The organism is Pseudomonas sp. 31 R 17 (assembly GCF_900004915.1).
GTDB classification, from domain to species: Bacteria; Pseudomonadota; Gammaproteobacteria; order Pseudomonadales; family Pseudomonadaceae; genus Aquipseudomonas; species Aquipseudomonas orientalis_A.
The window spans coordinates 103245-125096 of the sequence record NZ_CVTN01000062.1; the positions used below are offsets into that span (position 1 = coordinate 103245).

Consider the following 21852-nt stretch of genomic DNA (forward strand, 5'->3'; position numbering starts at 1 on the left):
TTGACGGATGCGGAATTAACTCTGTAGGGCTGCGAAACCCTGTCGCCGATCAATGCCAGCGACGGTGTGAACTATAAGCGGCGATCTGTCTGGCCGCAACGGTACTGTAGGACGAACACCAGCCTCTCAGGCCAGGCAGGACACCTGTGGGAGGGGGCTTGCCCCCGATTGCGGTGTGTCAGCATACACAGTCGGCGGCTGGCCCACCGCTATCGGGGGCAAGCCCCCTCCCACAGTGGATTCAAGCGTCTGGACCTATCGAGAATGATCCTCGCGCTCATCGGACATGGCCTACTCGCATTGAGGCCAATCCGTTACTCGTGAGCAAACGCCCGTCGGCAATTGCATCAGACGTATGGGGACTGAAATGTCCGTTATAACGGACATAATCAGATTAATTTCATTAAAAGTTCTGTATAGGTGACATTTTGCTCATCACTACTCCCCCGGCTTTTGGCGAGCGGATCAGGCAATTGCGCCGGGCGAAGCACTACAGTCAGCAGCAATTCGCGGAAAAAGCACGGTGCAGCCGTAAAACCATCATCTACCTGGAAGCGGGGGAAAACGTGGCCATGTACACCGCCTTCAGGGTGATTATGGCGTTGGGAATGGCACTGGAAATGGTTGACCGGCGAATTGATCTCAAATCCCTTGCCGAACTGGTAGAGCACGATGAGTAAAATCAAGCGACTTAACATTGCCACATCTCAAGGCAATGCGGGTGAACTGTCCAAGGGGTCGTAGTTTTCCTTCGCATATGCGATTGAGTTGGTCGCAAGCACTGCGGTGTAGCAGCCCCAGGCGTGATCATCGAGCGTATTGCAGACGCAATGTCCGAGGCGCTTGGCGCCCATCAGACGCGAGTTGATGTTGAGCTTTTTTCCACAATGCGCAAGGAGTGGGACGCGGGCCGTGCGATGGCGTTACACGACTCGGTGGCGTCGGGTATGCGACGCAAGCCGGTGGTAAAGCCTTTGCATTAAGGCTCATGGAAAACCCGCAAGAATGCGGGTTTTGGCCTTCGGGTCAGGCGGCGGCAGGTATATCAACCCCACGCTGTTCAATCACTCGGAATACAAGCAGGACAACTGTGGGAGGGGGCTTGCCCCCGATTGCGGTGTGTCAGCATACATAGTCGGCGGCTGGCCCTCCGCTATCGGGGGCAAGCCCCCTCCCACAGGTGGACTGCAGTGGATTCAAGGCCTGGGAACGGTCCCTGGGTTTATCAGACCTTGCCTGCATAAGCTGGGCCGATCCGTTTTACTCGTGATCAATATCCAACTTGGCAAACGTCACCCGTGCGCCTTCCTTGCTGTCCCCACTGTTGTCCTGCACATACACCCCCGCCTTGAAGTACAGCGGCTTGTCGCCCCAGGCCGCGCCGATGCGATCATTCCACTCGCTGTCGGCCGCGTTCACGCTGAGCAATCCGGCCTTGTTGAGGTTGATCACATAGGTAAAGCTCTTCTCCAGGGGCACGTTGGAGGCGACCGTGATGACCCTGCTTTCGGATTCGTCCGGGCGCATGCGCACTTTGGCGACGATGTTGCCGGTCTGGGTTTTTTCCTTGAATTGATACTCCAGCTTGATCAGGGGTTTCTGGCTGTCATAGGCATGGATCTGGCCGATCACGACCTTGCCGCTGGACGGCACCTGGTTGACGGTGAGCGTGGCGCGCAGGAAGTTGTCGGCCTCGGGGTAGGTCCAGTTGCGCAGGCGCCCGTCGGCGTAGGTTTCGCGCAGTTCGCTGCGCGGGTAGATGGCGTTTTCGGTGCGGGTGCCGGTGACGGGCGTCCAGAACTGCACATCGCTGCCTTCGGCCTGGAAGTACTGGTCATTGAAGCCGCTGAGCAGCTTCGGGGTTTCGATGGTCGTGGGCGGGGAGCCGACCGGAATGCTCAGGTTCCAGGTGGAAAGGTCGATCATGGTGTTGGCCTTTTGACGAGGGGTGAACGCTTTAGCCCGAGGGCTGCACAGGTTCTTTATAGGTGGTGTTAACCCACTTGTTAAACGCTGGCTGGCAATTTATTGGCGTCAGAGGAATGCCAAAAAGCCATGTTGCCCATGGTACGCGGGCTGCAGCGCCTTACCGTTAGTCGGCTTCCCCGGGTTTGGCGCGATGATGGCACCGACGTTACTTCTGCTTTTATATTCCCGGGGCTAGAGTGAGGCCTCATTATTTGTCCGGTTTTGAGTACCCGAAGTGACCGGTGCAGTTCCTTAAGGAAGAGACGTAGCATGGATTGCGCTTCAAACCTCGGCGACGGTAGTTCAGTTCTCCTGGTGGTCGATGACTACCCGGAAAATCTCGTCAGCATGCGTGCCGTGTTACAGCGTGAAGACTGGCGAGTGATTACCGCGACTTCCGGTTTGCAGGCCCTGGAGTTGCTGCTGGAGCATGACGTCGACCTGGTGTTGCTGGACGTGCGGATGCCCGGTATGGATGGCTTCGAGGTGGCGCGCCTGATGCGCGGCAGCCAGCGCACGAGCATGACGCCGATCATCTTTCTCTCGGCCGCTGCCCAGTCCCCCGACGCGGTGCTCCAGGGCTACGCCAGCGGTGCGATCGACTACCTGTTCAAACCCTTCGACCCGCATATTCTCAAGCCCAAAGTGCAGGCGCTGCTGGAACATCAGCGTAATCGCCGTGCGCTGCAGCGGTTGAGCCATGACTTGGAGGCCGCCCGCGCCTTCAATGCCTCGGTACTGGACAACGCCGCCGAAGGGATTCTGGTGGTGGGCGAGGGCAGCGTGATCCAGTACGCCAACCCGGCTATCTCCAGGCTGCTCAATGCCACGATGGCCGAGTTGCAGGGCGAGAGTTTCCTGAGTTTCCTGCAAAAGCCCCATGTGCCGGCCTGGCTGGGGTTCCCGATGTACGAGGCGTATTGCAAAGGCGAAACGTGGCGCTTGCACGACGCTATTTTGCGCACCAGTCGCGGTCAACAGGTGCCGGTGGCGTTGTCCTGCGCACCCTTGCCCGCAGAGCAGAAGGCGATGGTGGTGACGGTGCTGGACATGTCCGAGGTGCGCCACCTGCACCAGCAGTTGGAGTTCCAGGCTGTGACGGACCCGTTGACCGGGCTGCTCAATCGTCGGGGCTTCCACCAGACGGTGGAGAGCATGTTGTCGCGCAGCGAGCGCAATGAGCAGTCGCTGGTGCTGCTGTACCTGGATCTGGATGGTTTCAAGCGCGTCAACGACACCCTGGGCCACGACGCCGGCGATCGCGTGCTGCGCTGGGTGTCCGAGCAGATGCAGGCGTGCCTGCGCTCCTACGACATTCTTGGGCGCATGGGCGGGGATGAGTTCACGGCATTGCTGGAGCTGGAATTCCCCGAGCAGGCCGCGAAAATTGCGGAAAAACTGATCGAGCGGGTGTCGGTGTGCCAGCAGGTCGACGGTTTGGAGGTGATGCTCGGCGTCAGCATCGGTATCGCGACCTTCCCGGACTGCGGCTCGGACCTGAGCGGCCTGTTGCGCGCGGCGGACATCGCCATGTACGAAGCCAAGCGCGCCGGCCGTCAGCAATATCGCTATTACGACCATGAAATGAACGGTCGAGCCCGCTCGCGCCTGATGCTTGAAGACAGTGTGCGCACCGCGATTCAAAACAAGGATTTCGTCCTGGTGTACCAGCCCCAGGTGTCGCTGGTGGATGGGCGCTTGCGGGGTGTCGAGGCGTTGCTGCGCTGGCAGCACCCGAGTGTCGGTGACGTGCCGCCGGGGTTGTTCCTGCCGCTGCTGGAAGAGGCGCGGCTGATCAGCCAGTTGAGCAGCTGGATTTACCAGCAGGTCGCTGCCCAGCGCCAGGTCTGGCAAGCGTCTTTCGATGACGAGCTGGTGTTGAGCGTGAGCCTGAGCAGCAGTCAGTTCAATACGCCCAACCTGGTCGGCCAACTGCGGCAGGTCCTCGAACGGCACGGTTTGCAGGGGCGGCAACTGGAGGTGGAAATCAGTGAAGACTGCCTGATGAGCAACCTTGAGGAATCGACCAAGCAGCTCACATTGTTGCGTGAGCTGGGGGTGCGTATCGCCCTGGATGACTTTGGCGCGGGTCGCTGTTCCCTGGCCCATCTGCGCGACCTGGCGTTCGACACCCTCAAGCTTGACCCGCAATTGGTGGCCCGATTGCCAGGCTCCGCGCGGGATGCCGCAATGGCGCGCAGCATCATCGAGCTGTGCGGGCATTTTGAGGTGCTGGTGATCGCCGAAGGCGTGCAAAGCCTCGAACAGGCGCAGTGGCTCAAGGCCAACGGGTGTTCATTCATCCAGGGCACCTGGGCGGCGGCACCGCTGATGGCCGAGGACGTCGTCGGTTGGTCGCACCCTCACGCGCTGTGAATTCGCTACACTGGCGGCCGTCCGAATCACATTGCAGCCCCCATGACCGCGTTGAAATACCTTCAGGCCTATCCCGCCGCCCTTCAGGAACAAGTGCGCCAATTGATCGCCAAGGACCAGTTGGGCGCCTACCTGGAGCAGCGTTACCCCGAGCGGCACGCCGTGCAGAGCGACAAGGCCCTGTACAGCTACGCCCTGGCCTTGAAGCAGGAACACCTGCGCAACGCACCGTCGATCGACAAGGTGCTGTTCGATAACCGCCTGGACCTGACCCACCGCGCCCTGGGTTTGCACACCACGATTTCCCGGGTGCAGGGCGGCAATCTCAAGTCCAAGAAAGAGATCCGCATCGCCTCGCTGTTCAAGGAGGCGGCCCCCGAGTTTCTGCGCATGATCGTGGTGCACGAACTGGCGCACTTCAAGGAATCGGACCACAACAAGGCGTTCTATAAACTCTGTGAACACATGATGCCGGGCTACCATCAGGTGGAATTCGACCTGCGGGTGTACCTCACCTGGCGCGATTTGCAGGGCAAGCCCCAATTACAAGGCGATTGACCATGGATGTGAGCAAGACCAAGAGCAGCTTTTACCGTCGCCTGTATGTGGCGTACCTGATCGACAGCGGGCTGGCCAGCAGCGTCCCGGCGCTGACTGAAGTGACCGGTATGCCCCGGCGCACGGCGCAGGACACGATTGCGGCGTTGGCCGACCTGGATATCGTGTGTGAGTTCGAGCAGGAAGAGGGGGCGCGCAATCACGCCGGGGGTTATCGGATTCGTGAGTGGGGGGCGATTGATCGGGGGTGGATCGAGGCCAATCTTGCGGCGGTCAAGCGGGTGTTGGGTTATCCCTGAGTGATGCGGTGTTTGGGCTGGCGCTATCGGGGGCAAGCCCCCTCCCACATTTGAATGTATTCACACATCAAGTGTGGGAGGGGGCTTGCCCCCGATGAGGCCCTCAAGCCCGCCGCATACCAATATGTGGAATATCGTCCTCCAGATATTCCTCACCCTCGACCACAAACCCATACCGCCCGTAATACCCCTGCAAATGCGCCTGGGCCGACAGGAAGATCGGTGTCTCGGGCCAGATCTCCTCGATCTGCCTGAGGGTCTCTTCCATCATCAAATGCCCCAGCCCGGTGCCCCGCGCCGACGGCGCAACGATTACCCGGCCAATCACCACATCGCCACCCTGTGACTCCGGGTCGAGCAGCCGCAGGTAGGCCACCAGCTCATCCGCTTTCCAGGCCATCAGGTGGTGGGTATCGCCGGACAGGTCCTGCCCGTCGATGTCCTGGTAAACACACTGTTGCTCAACCACGAACACTTCGCCGCGCAGGCGCAGGATGGCGTACAGCTGTTCCTTGCCCAGATCGTCGTGATGTCTGCAGATCCAATCGACCGTCATGAGGTGCGCTCTTGTCAAAGGCTTGGCAGGGATAGTAAGTGCGACCGGCGCGGCTGTCCAAAGCCGGTCATTTTTGTGAATGGCGTCAATTTGCCATCATTCAGTGCATGCGTGCCTGACTTCTTTGTGCAATAACCAATGCAGGCTCATTGATGAGCTACTGTTATCAGGCCATCGCCTGCCCGCCAAGGATTTTAAGCATGCCGCGATTGTCTCGTGCCGTTGCTTTGATTGCAGTGTTGTTGCTGGCTCAACCGGTATTGGCGCAGCGTTTGCGCCTGGTGGCGGACGGTTGGCCGCCGTTTACCGATATCACGCTGATCAACGGCGGGCTGGCTACGGATATTGTCAGCACCGCGCTGGCTCGGGCCGGGTACGCGAGTGATTTTGAGCAGGTGCCTTGGGCGCGCGCGCTCAAGGGGATAGGCGATGGGCGCTACGATGTGCTGATCAACGCCTGGTACAACGATGAGCGCACGCAGTTGGGTGAGTTTTCCGCGCAATATCTGGTCAACCGCGTGCGCTTTATCAAGCGCCGCGACGACCCTGTCGATTATCAGGACCTTCAACGGTTGCACGGCGAAAGCATCGCCGTGGTGCGTGGTTACGCCTATTCGGCGGCGTTCGACCAGGATGCGCTGCTACAGAAAGTGCCGGTGCATAACTTTGCCATGGCCGTGCGGATGCTGGCGGCAAAACGTGTGCGCCTGACCCTGGAGGATGAGTTCGTGGCGCGTTACTACCTGGCGCGCGAGTCGCCCAGGGTGCGCAGCGCCGTGGAGTTCGTGGGCGAGCCGCTGAGCGAGAACAGCCTGCATATCCTGGTCAGCCTGAAGAACCCCGAGCATGCGCAGATCGTTGCCGGCTTTGACCGGGAGATCGCCAGGATGAAGGCGGATGGCAGTTATGCGAAGTTGATGAAGGCCCATGGGATGTAGCGTCTGTGCAGGCCTCATCGGGGGCAAGCCCCCTCCCACATTTGACTGTGTTCACCCATCAAAAGTGTGGGAGGGGGCTTGCCCCCGATAGCGACCTAAGCCGCGCGGGTATCTTTGATCAGATGCGCCGCCAACGTACGCAACGGCCCCAACTGCCGACAAATCAAGGCCAACTGCGTCTGCACCAGCCGCTGGCCCTCATCGATCTCATCCGGCATCTGCTCAAGCTGCGCGGCCAGTGCTTCCTCATCATCGCTCTGGATCGCAATCGGCTGTTTGTTCGCCAGCCCCGTGGCGATCTCATCGATGCTCGCTGCCAGGCTGTTGCCCGCGCCTGCGATCAACTGTTCGCGCACGTCGGCCGGCAGTTGGGTATCGCGATGTGCGCCAAGGCCCGACAAATAGCTGAGCAGCGTGTGCGAGAGCACCAGGAAGCGGAAGCCGACGTCGGCCTCCTTACGAAAGTGCCCAGGCTCCATCAGCATATTCGCCAGGGTGGTGGACAGCGCCGCATCGGCGTTGTGCGCGTTGCGACGGGCCAGGCGGTAAGCCAGGTCGTCGCTCTTGCCGGCGGCGTACTGCTGCATGATCTGGCGCAGGTAAATGCTGTTGCAGGTCAGGGTGTTGGCCAGCACTTTGTTCAGGCGCCGGCCTTGCCAGTCCGGCAGGAACAGGAACACCGCCAGGCCCGCGATCAGGCTGCCGAGCAAGGTATCGAACAGGCGTGGCAGGAACAGTCCGTAGCCATCGCCCACCTGGTTGAAACAGAACAGCACCATCAGGGTGATCGCCGCCGTGGCCAGGGTGTAGCGCGTGGTGCGGTTGATAAAGAACACCAGGCCGGCGGCGATGGCGAACATCGATTGCACCACCGGGTTTGGGAACAGGTCGAACAGCGCCCAGGCCACGGTCAGGCCGATCGCGGTGCCGATGATCCGCTGACCGAGCTTGCGGCGTGTCGCCCCGTAGTTCGGTTGGCAAACAAACAGCGTGGTGAGGATGATCCAGTAACCCTGGGAGGCATGGATGGCATGCAGGGTGGCGTAGCCGACGGTCAATGCCAGGGACAGGCGCAAGGCGTGGCGAAACAGCAGGGAGGTCGGCGTGAGCTGGGTGCGCAGGCGCGTCCACATTTCCTTGAGGTTGCGTGGGGCACGGTCCAGCAGGTTGCTGTCGGTGGCGTCGGCCAGGGCGTCGGGGTTGCTTGCGTCGCCGAGCAGGCGGTCGAGGGTCGACAGGTTGGCGGCCAGGGCGCGCAACGAGCGCAGCAAACCGCGCCAGGCCGGGTTGCTCTGGATACGCAGGTGTTCCAGTGAGGCATTCAAATCGCCCAGGGCTTCGGCAAAGCTGTCGTCATAAATGAACGGCTGGCGCAGTTGGATCGACTCGGCCAGGGCCTGGCAGGCCTTGCCCTGCTGGCGCAGCAGGCGTTGGCAGCGGAACAGCACGTCGCTGTGGAAGAACGCTTCGGCCAGTGCGTTATACGGGTAGTGGGACGAACTGGCACGCTCGTGGATGTCCTGGGCCAGAAAGTACAGCTTCAGGTAGCGGCTGACCTTCGAGCCCGGCCGGCCATTACCGACGCGGTGCAGGATGATTTCCTTGGCCGCATTCAACGCCGCGACCACGCGGCCATTCTGCTGGGCCAGTTCCAGGCGGCGTGCTTCCACATCCAGTTGGCGGATCGGCTCGAACAACGCAGATTTGAGCTTCAGATAACGCCCCAGCTCGCGGAACAACCGCGCCAGGCTCTGTTGCACCGGCTGGTTGGAAAACAGCGCCTGCCACAGCACCGACAGCACGCCGTACCAGGCCGCGCCCGCCACCAGCAGCAACGGCTCGTGCCAGAAATCACTGACGGCACCGCCGCGCTGGTCCACGCCGATCATGGTGTAGACCGACAGGATCAACGTGGCCGAGGCAATCGCGCCATAGCGTTCACCGAGCGCGCCGAGCATGGTCAGGCCGAACGTGGCCAGGGCCAGGGAGGCCGCAAAGATCCAGGGGTAGGGAAACAGCAGCTCCACCGACAGCGCGGCGATGCTGAAACACACCAGCGTCACCGCCAGGGCGTTGAGACGGCCTTGCCAACTGTCGTCGGTCTCGGCCAGCGCGCTGGCGATAATCCCCAGGAACAGCGGGATCAGCAGCGTCATTTCATCCTGATACCAGCACAGCGCCATGCTGCCGGTCAGGGCGATGAATACCCGAATGCTGTAGCTGAATTTATCCAGTGCCCACAGGCGTCGCAGGGACTGCTTGAACGAGGTCGATGACATGAAGTCTGGAGTCTTCCGGGACGTTGTCGCTAAATTGAGCTATCAAGGACGCCACGGCAAGGGTGGTGATCACATCGATGTGCAAATATTGTCCCTGACACCCTGCAAAACAAAATGTGGGAGGGGGCTTGCCCCCGATAGCAGTGTGTCAGCCAGCTCATCAGGTGACTGACACACCGCCATCGGGGGCAAGCCCCCTCCCACATTTGACTGTGTTGTGTCAGACGTATTGCGCGGCTGCGTAGCCCGAAGCCCAGGCCCACTGGAAATTGAACCCGCCCAGGTGACCGGTCACATCCAGCACTTCACCGATGAAGTACAGCCCGGGGCTTTTCAGGGATTCCATGGTCTTGGACGACACTTCCCGCGTATCCACCCCGCCCAGCGTCACCTCGGCCGTGCGATAGCCCTCGGTGCCCGCCGGTACCAGTTGCCAGCTGCCGAGCTTCTCGGCGATCTCGGCGATTTCGGCATGGGTGTACTGCTTCATCGGCTTGGACGCGAACCAGGTGTCCGCCAAAAGGTTGGCCATCTTCTTGGTGAAAATCTCGCCCAGCAGTGTCTTCAACTCGCTGTTGGGACGCTCGGCCTGTTGCTGTTGCAGCCACGCGTGGGCGTCGTGGTCGGGCAGCAGATTGATCTCCACGGTGTCACCGGGTTCCCAGTAGGAGGAAATCTGCAAAATCGCTGGCCCGCTCAGGCCGCGATGGGTAAACAGCAGGTTCTCGCGAAAGCTCTGGCCGTTGCAACTGACCAGGCAATCCACCGAGGTGCCGGACAGCTCGCCGCATAGGTCCTTGAGCTGGTCGGTAATGGTGAACGGCACCAATCCCGCGCGGGTCGGCAGCAGTTCATGGCCGAACTGTCTGGCCACTTGATAGCCGAAACCGGTGGCGCCCAGGGTTGGAATCGACAGCCCTCCGGTAGCGATCACCAGGGATTCGCAACGCAGCTCACCCAGGGTGGTCTGCAACTGATAGCCGCTGTCGAGCCTGGCGATTTGCTGGATGGAGGTGTCCAGGTGCAGGCTCACGCCGGTCTGGATGCATTCATCGAGGAGCATGCCGAGGATGTCGCTGGACTTGTTGTCGCAGAACAGCTGGCCGAGTTTCTTTTCGTGGTACGGCACGCCGTGCTTGGCCACCAAGCCGATGAAATCCCACTGGGTGTAGCGCGCCAGGGCCGACTTGCAGAAGTGCGCGTTGTGCGAGAGGAAGTTGGCCGGCTCGGTGTACAGATTGGTGAAGTTGCAGCGGCCACCACCGGACATCAGGATCTTTTTGCCGGCCTTGTTCGCATGGTCGATCAGCATCACCTTGCGCCCGCGCCCGGCGGCGGTCAGTGCGCACATCAAGCCTGCGGCGCCGGCGCCAATGATCACAACTTCGGTCGAGCGCAAAACGGTGTCCTCATACAATTTTGAATTTGACTACAGGCCAATGTGGGAGGGGGCTTGCCCCCGATTGCAGGGTGTCAGTCAGTACATCTGCCACTGACACACCGCTATCGGGGGCAAGCCCCCTCCCACATTTGGATCTCTGTATAGCTTGAGATTTTTACAGGATGCGCACGCGCAACGAGCGGCCTTTGATCTTGCCGTCGTTCAAGCGCTGCAGCGCCTGCTTGGCGATGCCGCGTTCCACGGCCACGAAGGCCTGGAAGTCAAAGATCGCGATCTTGCCTACCTGGGCGCCGGGGATGCCGGCGTCACCCGTCAGGGCGCCGAGGATGTCGCCCGGGCGCACCTTGTCCTTGCGCCCGGCGGCGATGCACAGCGTGCTCATCACCGGCAGCAGCGGGCCACCGCTCTGCGGCTTGAGGTTGTCCAGTTGATCCCAGTTCAGCGGCGACTTCTGCAGTTGCTCGATGGCCTGGGCGCGATGCGCTTCGGACGGCGCCACCAGGCTGATGGCGAGGCCGGTCTCACCCGCACGACCGGTACGGCCAACACGGTGAATGTGGATTTCCGAGTCGCGCGCCAGTTCGACGTTGATCACCATGTCCAGCGAGTCGATGTCCAGGCCACGGGCGGCGACGTCGGTGGCCACCAGCACCGAGGTGCTGCGGTTGGCGAACATGGCCAGTACCTGGTCACGGTCGCGTTGCTCCAGGTCACCGTGCAGGCCGACGGCGGAAATGCCCTTGGACGTCAGGTGATCCACGGTTTCCTGCACTTGCTGCTTGGTAAAGCAGAACGCCACGCACGACGCCGGGCGGAAATGCGCCAGCACCTTGGTCACGGCGTCCATGCGTTCTTCCGGCGAGATCTCGTAGAACCGCTGTTCGATCTGATCGTCGGAGTGGAACGCTTCGGCCTTCACTTGCTGCGGCGCGCGCATGAACTTGGAGGCCAGTTGCTTGATGCTCACCGGGTAGGTGGCCGAGAACAGCAGGGTCTGGCGGCGCGCCGGGGTCTTGCTGATGATGTCTTCGATGGCGTCGTAGAAACCCATGTCGAGCATGCGGTCGGCTTCGTCGAGGATCAGCGTGTTCAAGCCGTCCAGTACCAACGAACCTTTGCGCAGGTGCTGCTGGATGCGGCCCGGGGTGCCGACGATCACGTGGGCACCGTGCTCAAGGGAGGCGATCTGCGGGCCGAGGGACACGCCGCCGCACAGGGTCAGCACCTTGATGTTGTCTTCGGCGCGGGCCAGGCGACGGATTTCCTTGGCCACCTGGTCGGCCAGCTCACGGGTCGGGCACATCACCAGGGCCTGGCACCCGAAATAGCGCGGGTTGATCGGGTTCAGCAGGCCGATACCGAAGGCGGCGGTCTTGCCGCTGCCGGTCTTGGCCTGGGCAATCAGGTCCAGCCCCTTGAGGATCACCGGCAAGCTCTGCGCCTGGATCTGCGTCATCTCGACATAACCCAGCGAGTCGAGGTTAGCCAGCATGGCGGCGGACAGGGGCAAAGTATTAAAAGCGGTGGCGATGGTGGTCACGGGACTGGCTCTGCAAAACAAAATGTCGCGCAGTGTACCAGTCTCGTGGGAATTTCCCCGCAAGTTCTAGACGAGACGCCGGTCAGTGCTCGATATCATGCTCACGGCTGACCACGCGTTTACCGTCTTTTGGCGACAATTGCAGGAAGATCGCCGCCGCCAGCATGGCCATGATGCCCACGGTGAGGAACGTCAGCTGGAACGCGCCGAGCACCGTGTTCACCCCATCGTTGCCGGTCTCCAGGGTGAACCCGCCGAGCAGGGCACCGGCGCAGGCCACGCCCAGGCTCAGGGACAGTTGTGCCACCACCGAGAGCAAACTGTTGCCGCTGCTGGCCTGGGCGTCGTCGAGGTCGATCAGGGTCACGGTGTTCATCGCCGTGAATTGCAGGGAGTTGATGGCGCCGAGCACCGCCAGCATCGCCAGCAGCAGCGGGTAAGGGGTTTGCTCGCTGACCAGGCCCATGCTCGCGAGCATGGCGCCCAGGGCCAGGGTGTTGCCGGTGAGCACCACGCGATAACCCAGGCGCTCGATCAATGGCCGGGCGATGGACTTGGCAAACATCGCCGCCGCCGCCAGCGGCAACATGCTCATGCCGGCCTGTGACGGCGAATAACCCAGCGCCACCTGCAACAGCAGCGGCACCAGGAACGGCAGCGCACCGCTGCCCAGGCGCGCGAACAGGTTACCGAGGATGCCCACGGCAAAGGTGCGGGTCTTGAACAGCACCGGCGAGAACAGGGCGTTGTCGATATGCCCGGCGCGCAGCCAATACGCCGCCAGGCACGCCAGCCCGCCGAACAGCAGCAACATCACCCGCAGGTGCGGCAGGTGCAGTTCGCCCAGGCCCTCCATGGCGATGGTGATCAGCACCATGGCCGCGCCGAACAGCAGGAAGCCGAGGCTATCGAAGCGCGTGCGCTCGCTGCCGCGCAGGTCGGGGATGAACTTCCACACCGCGTAGCAGCCGATCATGCCCACCGGCAAATTGATCAGGAAGATCCAGTGCCAGGTCAGGTATTGCACCATCCAGCCGCCCAGGGTCGGGCCGAGCAATGGGCCGAGCAGGCCGGGGATGGTAATGAAGCCCATGATCCGCACCAGCTCGGAACGGGGATAGGCGCGCAGGACCACCAGGCGCCCCACCGGCAGCATCAGCGCGCCGCCCAGGCCCTGGATCACCCGCGCCCCCACCAGCATGCTCAAGCTGCTGGACAAGGCGCACAACAGTGACCCGATGCTGAACAGCAGGATGGCGCCAAAGAAGATTTTCTTGGTGCCGAAGCGGTCGGCGATCCAGCCCGACGCGGGGATCAGCAAGGCGACGGTGAGCATGTAGGCAATGACCACGCCCTGCATGCGCAGCGGGTTTTCCGCCAGGTCCCGGGCCATGGCCGGCAGCGCCGTGTTGAGGATCGTCCCGTCCAGCGACTGCATGAAGAAGGCAATCGCGACCACCCAGGGCAGCCAGCGGGCGGTCTTGGCGTCGAGAGGGGCACGATTCGGCATGGGAACCCTTTTGTTAGCAGGCTATGTGTCGGCGATTATGCGCCATTCGTCGCTGTTTTTCCCACTAGCGGTTCGTCTATAGCCGACAACGCGGCGTGCTCGCCCAGCAGAAAATCCAGCAAGGCACGATGCACCGCCAGCGCCGCCTCGCGTGATTCCAGGTCGAGCAAATGGCCGGTGTGTTCGGCCACTGCGAAACTGCTGCGCTCTACGTAATCGCCGAACAACCGGGCTTCGGCGGCAGGGGTGTATTCGTCCAGCGTACCGTTGAGGAAGTACACCGGTGTTGCAATGTGCCGCAGCGCCGGCAAGTAGTTGCCATCGCCCAGCGCCAACACCTGGTGGATGTGAAAACGCGCCTGGCGATATTCGGTGGTGGCCATGTTCGACAGGTGGCGGTGGTTGTTGCGCTTGAGGCGCGGCGACAGGTATTTGCCGACTGTCTCGTTGAGCAGGTGGCCCACGGCGGATTTGTCATCGGCCTCGATCAGCACGCGCACGCGCTCCACGTACGCAAGCATGGCCGGGTTGAGGTGGGGGGCGAGGGCCATCACCACCGAGCTTTCGATGGACGGCGGGTTGTGCGCCAGGGTCAGCAATGTGGAGATGCCGCCCCAGGAGGCCGAGACCAGATGGTTGACTGCAAGGCGCTCCACCAGCGCGCGCAGCATCTGTACCTCGTCGTCCTTGGTCACCAGGTCCAGGTCGGTGTTGTACTCGCGCGAATAGCCGGAGAATGGCAGGTCAAACAGCAGCACATTGAAATGCTCGGCCAGGCATTTGCTGGTGCGGGCAAAGGAGCGCGTGGTGGACAGTGCACCGTTGACCATCAGCACGGTTTTTCTGTGCGGGTCGTCGCCCAGTTGCTCTACGTGGACGTTGTAGTGCTTATACAGCTTTTCTATGACAAAACTTCCCTGGGTCATCGCTGCACTCCCTGTGATGTGGCGGTATGCCATCACTCCTTATAACGGGGTTTTTTGCGGGCGACAACAGGGCTGTCCGTGCAGAACGGGAAGAAGAGAATGGACCGTAGGAAGGGTTGAAATTGATCTGTCTGAAATCAACTCAGGACAATGTGGGAGGGGGCTTGCTCCCGATAACAGTATGTCAGTCAGTACATGTGTCACTGATACACCGTCATCGGGAGCAAGCCCCCTCCCACAGGGGTTTTATATTTACAACGTCAGGGTCAGGCGTTTGACCAGGGCGCCGGGAAGCAGATTTGAGGCTGTATTGCGCTGCCCATACGTGCTGGCCGACAGCAGCAGTTCCCGTTCAATCGTCAACGCTTCCAGCTGTGAGCCCAGCAGGCTGTACACACTGTCATCAAAGCGCATGGTGCTGACCGGGGCCTTGATCTCGCCGTCTTCCACCCAGAACGTGGCGAAGCGGGTCATGCCGGTCAGGCGCGCCGCCGGCAGGTCGGAGTAGTTCAGGTACCACAGGTTGCTGATGTACAGCCCGGTGCCCAATTGCTTGAGGATATCGGCCTGGGCCAGGTTGCCGGCGGCCATCTGCAGGGCGCTGGGGGACTCGTCGCCGCCGGCGCCGTTGGCACTGAGGCCATATTCGGCGGCGCTGCGCGAGTTGACCAGTTGGCCGTCGGCGCGGCCTGCATTGATCAACCTGACATCGCTGCGCGGGTAGCCTTCCGGGGAAAAGGCCTGGCTCAGTGAACCGCTGATCTGCTCGCTGACGGTCACCAGAGGGCTCAGGTGCTGTTCGCCGGCATACAGGCGTTGCAACGAGCTGCCTTTGCTGGCGATGGCCTGGGCGGAAAAGCCGCCCCAGGTCACGATGCTGATGATCTCTTCGAGTGCCGCCGGAGCGAGGTAGGCGCGGTACTGTCCGGGCGCCAGCGGGTGCAGCGGTCGGCCCAGGAAGTGGAGCTGGTCGCGCGCCTGTTGGACGCGCCGGGCGAACTCGGCACTGTCCCAGGTGTGCCCGGCGTAGCTGGCCTTGACCGCTTCGCCATTGGCGTGGAACAGGCTGAAGTCGAAGTTGAAGCTATTGGCCTGGTGCCAGCCGAACGCGCCGTCGGAGCTGGCAAAGCCACGGCTGATGGGACCGGCGGCATAGAAGCCGACCAGGTCCACGTCTTCTGCAGCCCGGCTGATGTCTTGCAGCACCTGGGCCAGCTCCGGCAGGGGGCGCAGCTGTTCGTTGTGGCTGTGCCAGGCGTCGTGGTTCAGCAACAGGTACGGGTCCGCCGGCAGTAACGGCAAGGTTTCGCGCAGTTGTTGCAGGCCATCGGCCAGACGCTGGCGATCCAGCGCCGGCTCGCCGGACAGGGTGATGCCCAGGTCGGCGTGGCGGCCATCGTTGATCAGCTTGAGGTTCAGGCTCGATTGTTGCACTTGGCCGGCCTGGCGTACCTGTGCGTGGTTGAACCGCACGAATTCCGACGATTCATCCGCGTAGCCGAGGTGAAATTGCTCTTTATCGGTGATGGCCTGCTTGAGCCAGTCCACCAGTGCCTTGAAGTTATTCATCAGGCGTCTCCCCCGAATACATCGACGTTACTGAACACACAGGCCGGCGACGCATGGCCGACGCGGATCACCTGGTTGGGTTCGCCCTTGCCGCAGTTCGGCGTGCCCAACACCTTGAAGGTGCTGGCATCGCCGACCGCGCTGAGGTTGCGCCAGAACTGCGCGGAAATGGCGCGGTAGTTGGGGTTCTTCACCACACCCTTGAGTTCGCCGTTTTCGATCAATTTGCCCCACTCACACCCGAACTGGAACTTGTTGCGCGCATCGTCGATGGACCACGAACGATTGGTCGACATCAGGATGCCGTGTTCAATACCGCCCACCAGTTGCGCGAGGTTTTTATCGCCGGGCTCGATATTCAAGTTGGCCATGCGATCGATGGGCGGGCGATTCCAGCCGCAGGCGCGGCTGTTGGCGACGCCTGGCAGGTTGGCGCGAAATTGCGACAACGCGCCGCCCAACGGCTTGAGCAGCAGCCCTTCGCGAATCAGGAACTGCTTGCTGGCGCGGGTGCCGTCATCGTCATGGCTGTAGCTGGCAAGCTGCTCGGGGATGTCCGGGTCGAAGGTCACGTTGAGCAGCGCTGAACCGTATTGCAGGTGGCCGAAGTCGCTGGCCTTCACAAAGCTGGTGCCGGCGTAGTTGCGCTCGTCGCCGAGGATGCGGTCCAGCTCCAGCGGATGGCCGATGGACTCGTGGATCTGCAGGATCATCTGGTCGGGCATCAGCAGCAGGTCACGCGGACCCTGGGGTGTGTTCGGTGCCAGCAACAGTTGCAGGGCCTCGTCGGCCACGCGCGGCGCGGCGCCGATCAGGCCGAAGCGGCTGATCACGTCAAACCCGCCTTGCTGGCCGAAGTTGCTGCCGCCGAGGGTGCGGGTCTGGCTGTCGTTACCGTCGAAGGCCGTGACATTGACGCCGGGGAACACAAAGCGCTGGGCCTGGCGCAATTGGGCGCCGGCGGTGTTGAGGTAGATCTGTTCGACGGTGGTCTGGCCCAGACTCACGTCCCAGCTGACCAGGCGCTCATCCCTGGGCACGGCAGCGGACTCATCGCCGAGCAGTTGGTAGCAGTCGCTCAGGGTGGGGAAGGGCTGGTCGAAGTCGGGCGACAGGTAGTCGGCCACGTCACTGGACACCGCTTGCTCGCGCAGGTCGAGCAGGGCGTGGGGCAGGATCTGCCGGGCTTGCTGCTCGGCGCGCTCGAGGGCGGCTTGCAGGCCGGCCAGGGAAATATCGTTGGTCGCGGCGTAGGCTTCCACGCCGTTGAGGCGCACGGTGAGCATGGCGCCTTCGTCGTGGCTCAGGTGGGGCGGTTCGGCGACGTTCTTGCGTACCGACAGGTATCGGCCGGATTCGCGGACATAGCGCAGGGAGAAGAATTGGGCGTTGGTGCGCAGGGTACTGAAGTGTTTCTTGAGCGTGGCGTGGTGTTCGAACATGGGGCCTTCCTTGTGGGCGGCTCAGCGCGGGCAGGCCAACAGAGTAGGCCGGGGCTGGGAGCTGATCAAGGGAGGGGGTTGTGTGTTGTTTGTTCGGGCCTCATCGGGGGCAAGCCCCCTCCCACATTCGACCGTGTTCACAAATCAAAGTGTGGGAGGGGGCTTGCCCCCGATGGGAGTGCCGCAGTGTTTCAGTTACTGCGCAATTTCACGCATCGGCTTGCCACGCACCGGCGCATCGCCGGCCACGTAGTAGTCGGCGGTGCTGCGCGGCAGTGGCGTGCGGCCACGGATCTTGTCGGCGATTTTTTCGGCGATCATGATCGTCGGTGCGTTCAGGTTACCGGTGGTGATGATCGGCATGATCGACGCATCCACCACACGCAAACCCTGCATGCCGTGCACGCGGCCTTCGCCGTCGACCACCGCCATCTCGTCGGTGCCCATCTTGCACGAGCAGGACGGGTGGAACGCGGTCTCGGCGTGCTCGCGGATGAACTTGTCCAGTTGCTCGTCGGTTTGCACGTCGATACCCGGGCTGATTTCGCGGCCACGGTAAGGGTCGAGCGCCGGCTGCTGCATGATTTCGCGGGTCAGGCGGATGCCGTCACGAAATTCCTGCCAGTCCTGTTCGGTGGCCATGTAGTTGAAGAGGATGCTCGGGTAGTCCCGTGGGTTCTTCGACTTCAGGTGCACGCGGCCACGGCTTGGCGAACGCATGGAACCCATGTGCGCCTGGAAGCCGTGCTCTTTCACGCCGTTGCTGCCGTTGTAGTTAATGGCGACCGGCAGGAAGTGGTACTGGATGTTCGGCCATTCGAATTCCGGGCGCGAACGGATAAAACCGCCGGCCTCGAACTGGTTGCTGGCGCCGATACCGGTGCCGTTGAACAGCCATTCGGCACCGATGGCCGGCTGGTTGTACCAGAGCAGCGAGGGGTACAGCGACACGGGCTGGGTGCAGGCGTATTGCAGGTACAGCTCAAGGTGATCCTGCAGGTTTTCGCCGACGCCTGGCAGGTCATGGACCACCGGGATGTCGAGGCTTTCCAGCAATTTCGCCGGGCCGACGCCGGAGCGTTGCAGCAGTTGCGGCGAGGCGATTGCGCCGCTGCACACCAGCACTTCCTTGCGCGCACGGGCTTCGACGCGCTCTTCGGCAGCGCCGATCAGGTAACGCACGCCGACCGCACGCTTGCCTTCGAACAACACTTTGTCGGTGAGGGCGTGGGTGACGATGGTCAGGGTCGAACGCTTTTTAGCCGTGTCCAGGTAACCGCGTGCGGTGCTGGCGCGACGGCCATTGGGCGTGACGGTGCGGTCCATCGGGCCGAAGCCTTCCTGCTGGTAGCCGTTCAAGTCTTCGGTACGCGGGTAACCGGCCTGTACGCCGGCTTCGACCATGGCGTGGAACAGCGGATTATTGCCCGCTTTGGGCGTGGTCACGCTGACCGGGCCTTCGCCGCCGTGGTAGTCGTTGGGGCCGATGTCGCGGGTTTCGGCCTTGCGGAAATACGGCAGGCAGTCCAGGTAGGTCCAGTCTTCCAGGCCCGGCAGCTTCGACCAGTTGTCGTAGTCCATGGCGTTGCCGCGGATGTAGCACATGCCGTTGATCAGGGAAGAGCCACCCAGGCCCTTGCCGCGACCGCATTCCATGCGGCGACCGTCCATGTGTGGCTCCGGATCGGTTTCGTAGGCCCAGTTATAGCGGCGGCCTTGCAGCGGGAAGGCCAGGGCGGCCGGCATCTGGGTACGGAAGTCTAGGCGGTAGTCCGGGCCACCGGCTTCCAGCAACAGGACGGTGACGCCTTCGTCTTCGGTCAGGCGAGTCGCCAGGGTGTTACCGGCGGAGCCGGCACCCACAATGATGTAGTCGTATTCTTGGGACATTGGATGCACCCTCTTTGAAGTGTGGTCAGGTCGGGCCTCATCGGGGGCAAGCGCCCTCCCACATTTGAAGGTGTTCACAAATCAAAGTGTGGGAGGGGGCTTGCCCCCGATAGCGGCCTCAAAGGCACTACAAATCCTGGTTCTTAGAACACCGAGGCGTAATCACCCAACTCAACCTGTACCGATTTGATGCGCGTGAAGTTATTCAGCGAGCTGATCCCGTTCTCACGGCCCACACCCGATTGCTTGTAGCCGCCGACCGGCATCTTGGCGTCGGACTCGCCCCAGGCGTTGATCCAGCAGATACCCGCTTCCAGCTGATGAATCACGCGGTGAGCGCGGTTCAGGTCCTTGGTGACCAGGCCGGCTGCCAGGCCGAAGTCGGTGTCGTTGGCGCGACGGATCACTTCTTCTTCGGTTTCATAGGTGAGGATGCTCATCACCGGGCCAAAGATCTCTTCACGCACGATGGTCATGTCGTCGGTGCAGTCGGTGAACACGGTCGGGGCCACGAACGCGCCTTTGGCCAGGTCGCCGTCGGTCAGGCGATCGCCGCCGCACAGCAGGCGTGCGCCTTGCTCTTTGCCCTTGGCGATGTAGCCCAGCACGCTTTCCATGTGGGCGAAGCTGACCAGCGGGCCGAAGTTGGTGTTGTCGTCCTGCGGGTCGCCTACACGGATGCGCGCAACACGCTCAAGAATCCTGGCTTCGAACGCTGCTTGCAGATGCTTGGGCACGAACACGCGGGTGCCGTTGGTGCAGACCTGGCCGGAGCTGTAGAAGTTGGCCATCATCGCGATGTCGGCGGCGCGATCCAGGTCGGCGTCTTCGAACACGATCAGCGGCGACTTGCCGCCCAGTTCCATGGTCACTTCCTTGAGCGAGGAGCTCGACGCGCTGGCCATGACTTTCTTGCCGGTGTCGGTGCCGCCGGTGAACGAGACTTTCTCGATGCGCGGGTGCTCGGTCAGCCAGGTGCCGACTTCACGGCCGCTGCCGGTCAGGACGTTGAACACACCGGCCGGAACGCCGGCTTCGGTATAGATCTCGGCCAGTTTCAGGGTGGTCAGCGAGGTGACTTCGCTGGGCTTGAAGATCATCGCGTTACCGGCGGCCAGGGCCGGTGCGGATTTCCACAGGGCGATCTGGATCGGGTAGTTCCACGCGCCGATACCGGCGACCACGCCCAGCGGCTCGCGGCGGGTGTAGACGAAGGAGGTGTCGCGCAGCGGAATCTGCTCGCCTTCGATGGCCGGCACCAGGCCCGCGTAGTATTCGAGCACGTCGGCGCCGGTGACGACGTCGACGTATTTGGTTTCGGAGAACGCCTTGCCGGTGTCCAGGGTTTCCAGGGCGGCCAGCTCATCGTTGCGCTCGCGCAGGATGTCGACGGCGCGGCGCAGGATGCGCGAACGCTCCATGGCAGTCATCGCAGCCCAGATTTTCTGGCCTTTTTCGGCGCTGACCACGGCACGTTCAACGTCTTCCTTGGTAGCGCGTTGCACTTGGGCGAGAACTTCACCGTTAGCCGGGTTGATGGCTTCGAAGGTGGCATCGCTGCCAGCGTCGCTGTAGCCGCCGTCAATGTAGAGTTTTTGCAGTTCGAAACGGGCCATAAAGTCCTCGCAAGTGCATAAGTGGTTGGCGCGGTTCGGGAGTTGAGCGGTTATGTGCTCTGACTCACCTGCTTGGCCAATTGGAAATCCATGTATTCGTGAGCAATGCGTTGCGCCTGCTCCGTGTCGAAAGCGTCTCCCGACAGGGCACCGCGCAACCACAAACCGTCGATCAGGGCCGCCAGGCCTCGGGCTGCGCTGCGTGCTTCGGGCAACGGCAGCGCACGGCGGAACTGGCAACACAGGTTGGAATACAGACGTTGATCGTTGATCCGCTGCAACCTGTGCAAAGACGGGTGGTGCATGCTGGAGGCCCAGAAGGCCAGCCAGGTTTTCATTGCCGGGCCGTTGACCTGGCTGGCGTCGAAGTTGCCGGCGACGATCACCTGGAGGTGGGCGCGCGGGCTGTCATCCTTCAACGCTTGTCGACGTGCGTGGATGTTTTCCATCAGCACGCTCATCAAGTACTGCATCGTCGCTGCGATCAGGCCGTTCTTGTCCCGAAAGTAGTGACTGATGATGCCGTTCGAGACGCCTGCCAAACGGGCGATCAGCGCAATGCTGGCATCTCCCATTCCGACTTGATCGATGGCCGTCATCGTGGCTTCGATCAACTGCTGGCGGCGTATGGGTTGCATACCGACCTTGGGCATGTAGCACCTCTCCTTTGGCCTGCCGACAGGCGATCCACGTCCGTCGGCTTGAAGGCCAGTCTATTTTGTTTTGATTGAACGTTCAATCAACAAAGAATAAGCTCTGCGACAAATGGTCGCTGCCTACAGAAGTTTCCTACCTGGGAGCCGCGACCTCTGACACCTGCTAAAACCCCTGAAACAGGCCGTATCAGGGCTTGGGCACCGCTTCGGCGGGGTCCGGGATTTTCGGGATGTCTTTATAACACCCGTCCGTCGACTGCCGAAAAATCGATGTCCCGGGATAACCGTTGCCTTGTGTTTCTCTCTCGCACTGCCCGGAGCATCTGC

At 61.9% G+C, this 21852-nt stretch carries 17 protein-coding genes; 5 read left to right on the forward strand and 12 right to left on the reverse strand.

What is annotated here, in order from left to right; all coding sequences use genetic code 11:
- Window positions 1-473: 473 nt before the first annotated feature.
- Entirely contained in the window at window positions 474-680 is a 207-nt protein-coding gene (locus tag BFP89_RS10460) for a helix-turn-helix transcriptional regulator (protein ID WP_256097340.1), read from the forward strand.
- A 580-nt stretch (window positions 681-1260) separates the two neighbouring features.
- On the opposite strand, the gene BFP89_RS10465 is transcribed toward BFP89_RS10460, so the two are convergent.
- Entirely contained in the window at window positions 1261-1926 is a 666-nt protein-coding gene (locus BFP89_RS10465) for a polysaccharide lyase family 7 protein (protein WP_065885408.1), read from the reverse strand.
- Window positions 1927-2238: 312 nt separating this feature from the next.
- Between BFP89_RS10465 and BFP89_RS10470 the strand changes: the two genes are divergently transcribed.
- The 3 genes from BFP89_RS10470 to BFP89_RS10480 are packed head-to-tail and all read left to right on the forward strand — an operon-like array spanning window position 2239 to window position 5201.
- Window positions 2239-4344, forward strand: coding sequence for a putative bifunctional diguanylate cyclase/phosphodiesterase (locus BFP89_RS10470; RefSeq protein ID WP_065885409.1), 2106 nt, complete (start codon window positions 2239-2241; stop codon window positions 4342-4344).
- Between the two features lie 42 nt (window positions 4345-4386).
- Window positions 4387-4902 (forward strand): M48 metallopeptidase family protein, encoded by a 516-nt coding sequence (locus BFP89_RS10475; RefSeq protein WP_065885410.1) that lies wholly within the window; start codon window positions 4387-4389, stop codon window positions 4900-4902.
- A 2-nt stretch (window positions 4903-4904) separates the two neighbouring features.
- Window positions 4905-5201, forward strand: coding sequence for a winged helix-turn-helix domain-containing protein (locus BFP89_RS10480; protein ID WP_065885411.1), 297 nt, complete (start codon window positions 4905-4907; stop codon window positions 5199-5201).
- Between the two features lie 103 nt (window positions 5202-5304).
- On the opposite strand, the gene BFP89_RS10485 is transcribed toward BFP89_RS10480, so the two are convergent.
- Window positions 5305-5757 carry a GNAT family N-acetyltransferase gene (locus BFP89_RS10485; protein ID WP_065885412.1) on the reverse strand — a complete coding sequence of 151 codons (453 nt, stop codon included), beginning with the start codon at window positions 5755-5757 and terminating at the stop codon, window positions 5305-5307.
- A 200-nt stretch (window positions 5758-5957) separates the two neighbouring features.
- Here BFP89_RS10485 and BFP89_RS10490 point away from each other — a divergent pair, with 200 nt between their 5' ends.
- Window positions 5958-6695: a substrate-binding periplasmic protein gene (locus tag BFP89_RS10490; RefSeq protein WP_065885413.1), complete on the forward strand. Its 738-nt coding sequence runs from the start codon at window positions 5958-5960 to the stop codon at window positions 6693-6695.
- A gap of 95 nt (window positions 6696-6790) precedes the next feature.
- On the opposite strand, the gene yccS is transcribed toward BFP89_RS10490, so the two are convergent.
- The 10 genes from yccS to betI all read right to left on the reverse strand — a co-directional run bounded on the left by yccS (window position 6791) and on the right by betI (window position 21522).
- Window positions 6791-8974 (reverse strand): YccS family putative transporter, encoded by a 2184-nt coding sequence (gene yccS, locus BFP89_RS10495; RefSeq protein WP_065885414.1) that lies wholly within the window; start codon window positions 8972-8974, stop codon window positions 6791-6793.
- Window positions 8975-9194: 220 nt separating this feature from the next.
- A complete protein-coding gene (locus BFP89_RS10500; RefSeq protein ID WP_065885415.1) occupies window positions 9195-10373 on the reverse strand; it encodes an NAD(P)/FAD-dependent oxidoreductase in 1179 nt (392 codons plus the stop codon).
- Window positions 10374-10530: 157 nt separating this feature from the next.
- Entirely contained in the window at window positions 10531-11868 is a 1338-nt protein-coding gene (gene dbpA, locus BFP89_RS10505) for an ATP-dependent RNA helicase DbpA (protein ID WP_240995367.1), read from the reverse strand.
- Between the two features lie 130 nt (window positions 11869-11998).
- On the reverse strand, window positions 11999-13426 hold the full coding sequence (gene mdtD, locus BFP89_RS10510) for a multidrug transporter subunit MdtD (RefSeq protein ID WP_065885417.1): 1428 nt from the start codon (window positions 13424-13426) through the stop codon (window positions 11999-12001).
- A 35-nt stretch (window positions 13427-13461) separates the two neighbouring features.
- Complete coding sequence (locus BFP89_RS10515; protein WP_065885418.1) at window positions 13462-14352, reverse strand: alpha/beta fold hydrolase; 891 nt, start codon at window positions 14350-14352, stop codon at window positions 13462-13464.
- Between the two features lie 252 nt (window positions 14353-14604).
- Window positions 14605-15921: a TldD/PmbA family protein gene (locus BFP89_RS10520; RefSeq protein ID WP_065885419.1), complete on the reverse strand. Its 1317-nt coding sequence runs from the start codon at window positions 15919-15921 to the stop codon at window positions 14605-14607.
- Complete coding sequence (locus tag BFP89_RS10525; RefSeq protein WP_065885420.1) at window positions 15921-17363, reverse strand: TldD/PmbA family protein; 1443 nt, start codon at window positions 17361-17363, stop codon at window positions 15921-15923. The genes BFP89_RS10520 and BFP89_RS10525 overlap by 1 nt, the downstream gene beginning before the upstream one ends.
- Before the next feature lie 195 nt (window positions 17364-17558).
- Window positions 17559-19253: a choline dehydrogenase gene (gene betA, locus BFP89_RS10530; RefSeq protein WP_065885421.1), complete on the reverse strand. Its 1695-nt coding sequence runs from the start codon at window positions 19251-19253 to the stop codon at window positions 17559-17561.
- Window positions 19254-19396: 143 nt separating this feature from the next.
- On the reverse strand, window positions 19397-20869 hold the full coding sequence (gene betB / locus BFP89_RS10535; RefSeq protein WP_065885422.1) for a betaine-aldehyde dehydrogenase: 1473 nt from the start codon (window positions 20867-20869) through the stop codon (window positions 19397-19399).
- Window positions 20870-20919: 50 nt separating this feature from the next.
- Window positions 20920-21522, reverse strand: a complete 603-nt coding sequence (gene betI / locus BFP89_RS10540) for a transcriptional regulator BetI (protein ID WP_057723583.1) — start codon at window positions 21520-21522, stop codon at window positions 20920-20922.
- Between the last annotated feature and the right edge of the window lie 330 nt (window positions 21523-21852).

Bases quoted from the DNA above. Each gene is read 5' to 3' on its own strand.
- BFP89_RS10465 (WP_065885408.1), bottom strand. From the start codon at position 1,926: ATGATCGACCTTTCCACCTGGAACCTGAGCATTCCGGTCGGCTCCCCG.
- BFP89_RS10470 (WP_065885409.1), top strand. From the start codon at position 2,239: ATGGATTGCGCTTCAAACCTCGGCGACGGTAGTTCAGTTCTCCTGGTG.
- BFP89_RS10475 (WP_065885410.1), top strand. From the start codon at position 4,387: ATGACCGCGTTGAAATACCTTCAGGCCTATCCCGCCGCCCTTCAGGAA.
- BFP89_RS10480 (WP_065885411.1), top strand. From the start codon at position 4,905: ATGGATGTGAGCAAGACCAAGAGCAGCTTTTACCGTCGCCTGTATGTG.
- BFP89_RS10485 (WP_065885412.1), bottom strand. From the start codon at position 5,757: ATGACGGTCGATTGGATCTGCAGACATCACGACGATCTGGGCAAGGAA.
- BFP89_RS10490 (WP_065885413.1), top strand. From the start codon at position 5,958: ATGCCGCGATTGTCTCGTGCCGTTGCTTTGATTGCAGTGTTGTTGCTG.
- yccS (WP_065885414.1), bottom strand. From the start codon at position 8,974: ATGTCATCGACCTCGTTCAAGCAGTCCCTGCGACGCCTGTGGGCACTG.
- dbpA (WP_240995367.1), bottom strand. From the start codon at position 11,868: ATGCTGGCTAACCTCGACTCGCTGGGTTATGTCGAGATGACGCAGATC.
- mdtD (WP_065885417.1), bottom strand. From the start codon at position 13,426: ATGCCGAATCGTGCCCCTCTCGACGCCAAGACCGCCCGCTGGCTGCCC.
- BFP89_RS10515 (WP_065885418.1), bottom strand. From the start codon at position 14,352: ATGACCCAGGGAAGTTTTGTCATAGAAAAGCTGTATAAGCACTACAAC.
- BFP89_RS10520 (WP_065885419.1), bottom strand. From the start codon at position 15,921: ATGAATAACTTCAAGGCACTGGTGGACTGGCTCAAGCAGGCCATCACC.
- BFP89_RS10525 (WP_065885420.1), bottom strand. From the start codon at position 17,363: ATGTTCGAACACCACGCCACGCTCAAGAAACACTTCAGTACCCTGCGC.
- betA (WP_065885421.1), bottom strand. From the start codon at position 19,253: ATGTCCCAAGAATACGACTACATCATTGTGGGTGCCGGCTCCGCCGGT.
- betB (WP_065885422.1), bottom strand. From the start codon at position 20,869: ATGGCCCGTTTCGAACTGCAAAAACTCTACATTGACGGCGGCTACAGC.
- betI (WP_057723583.1), bottom strand. From the start codon at position 21,522: ATGCCCAAGGTCGGTATGCAACCCATACGCCGCCAGCAGTTGATCGAA.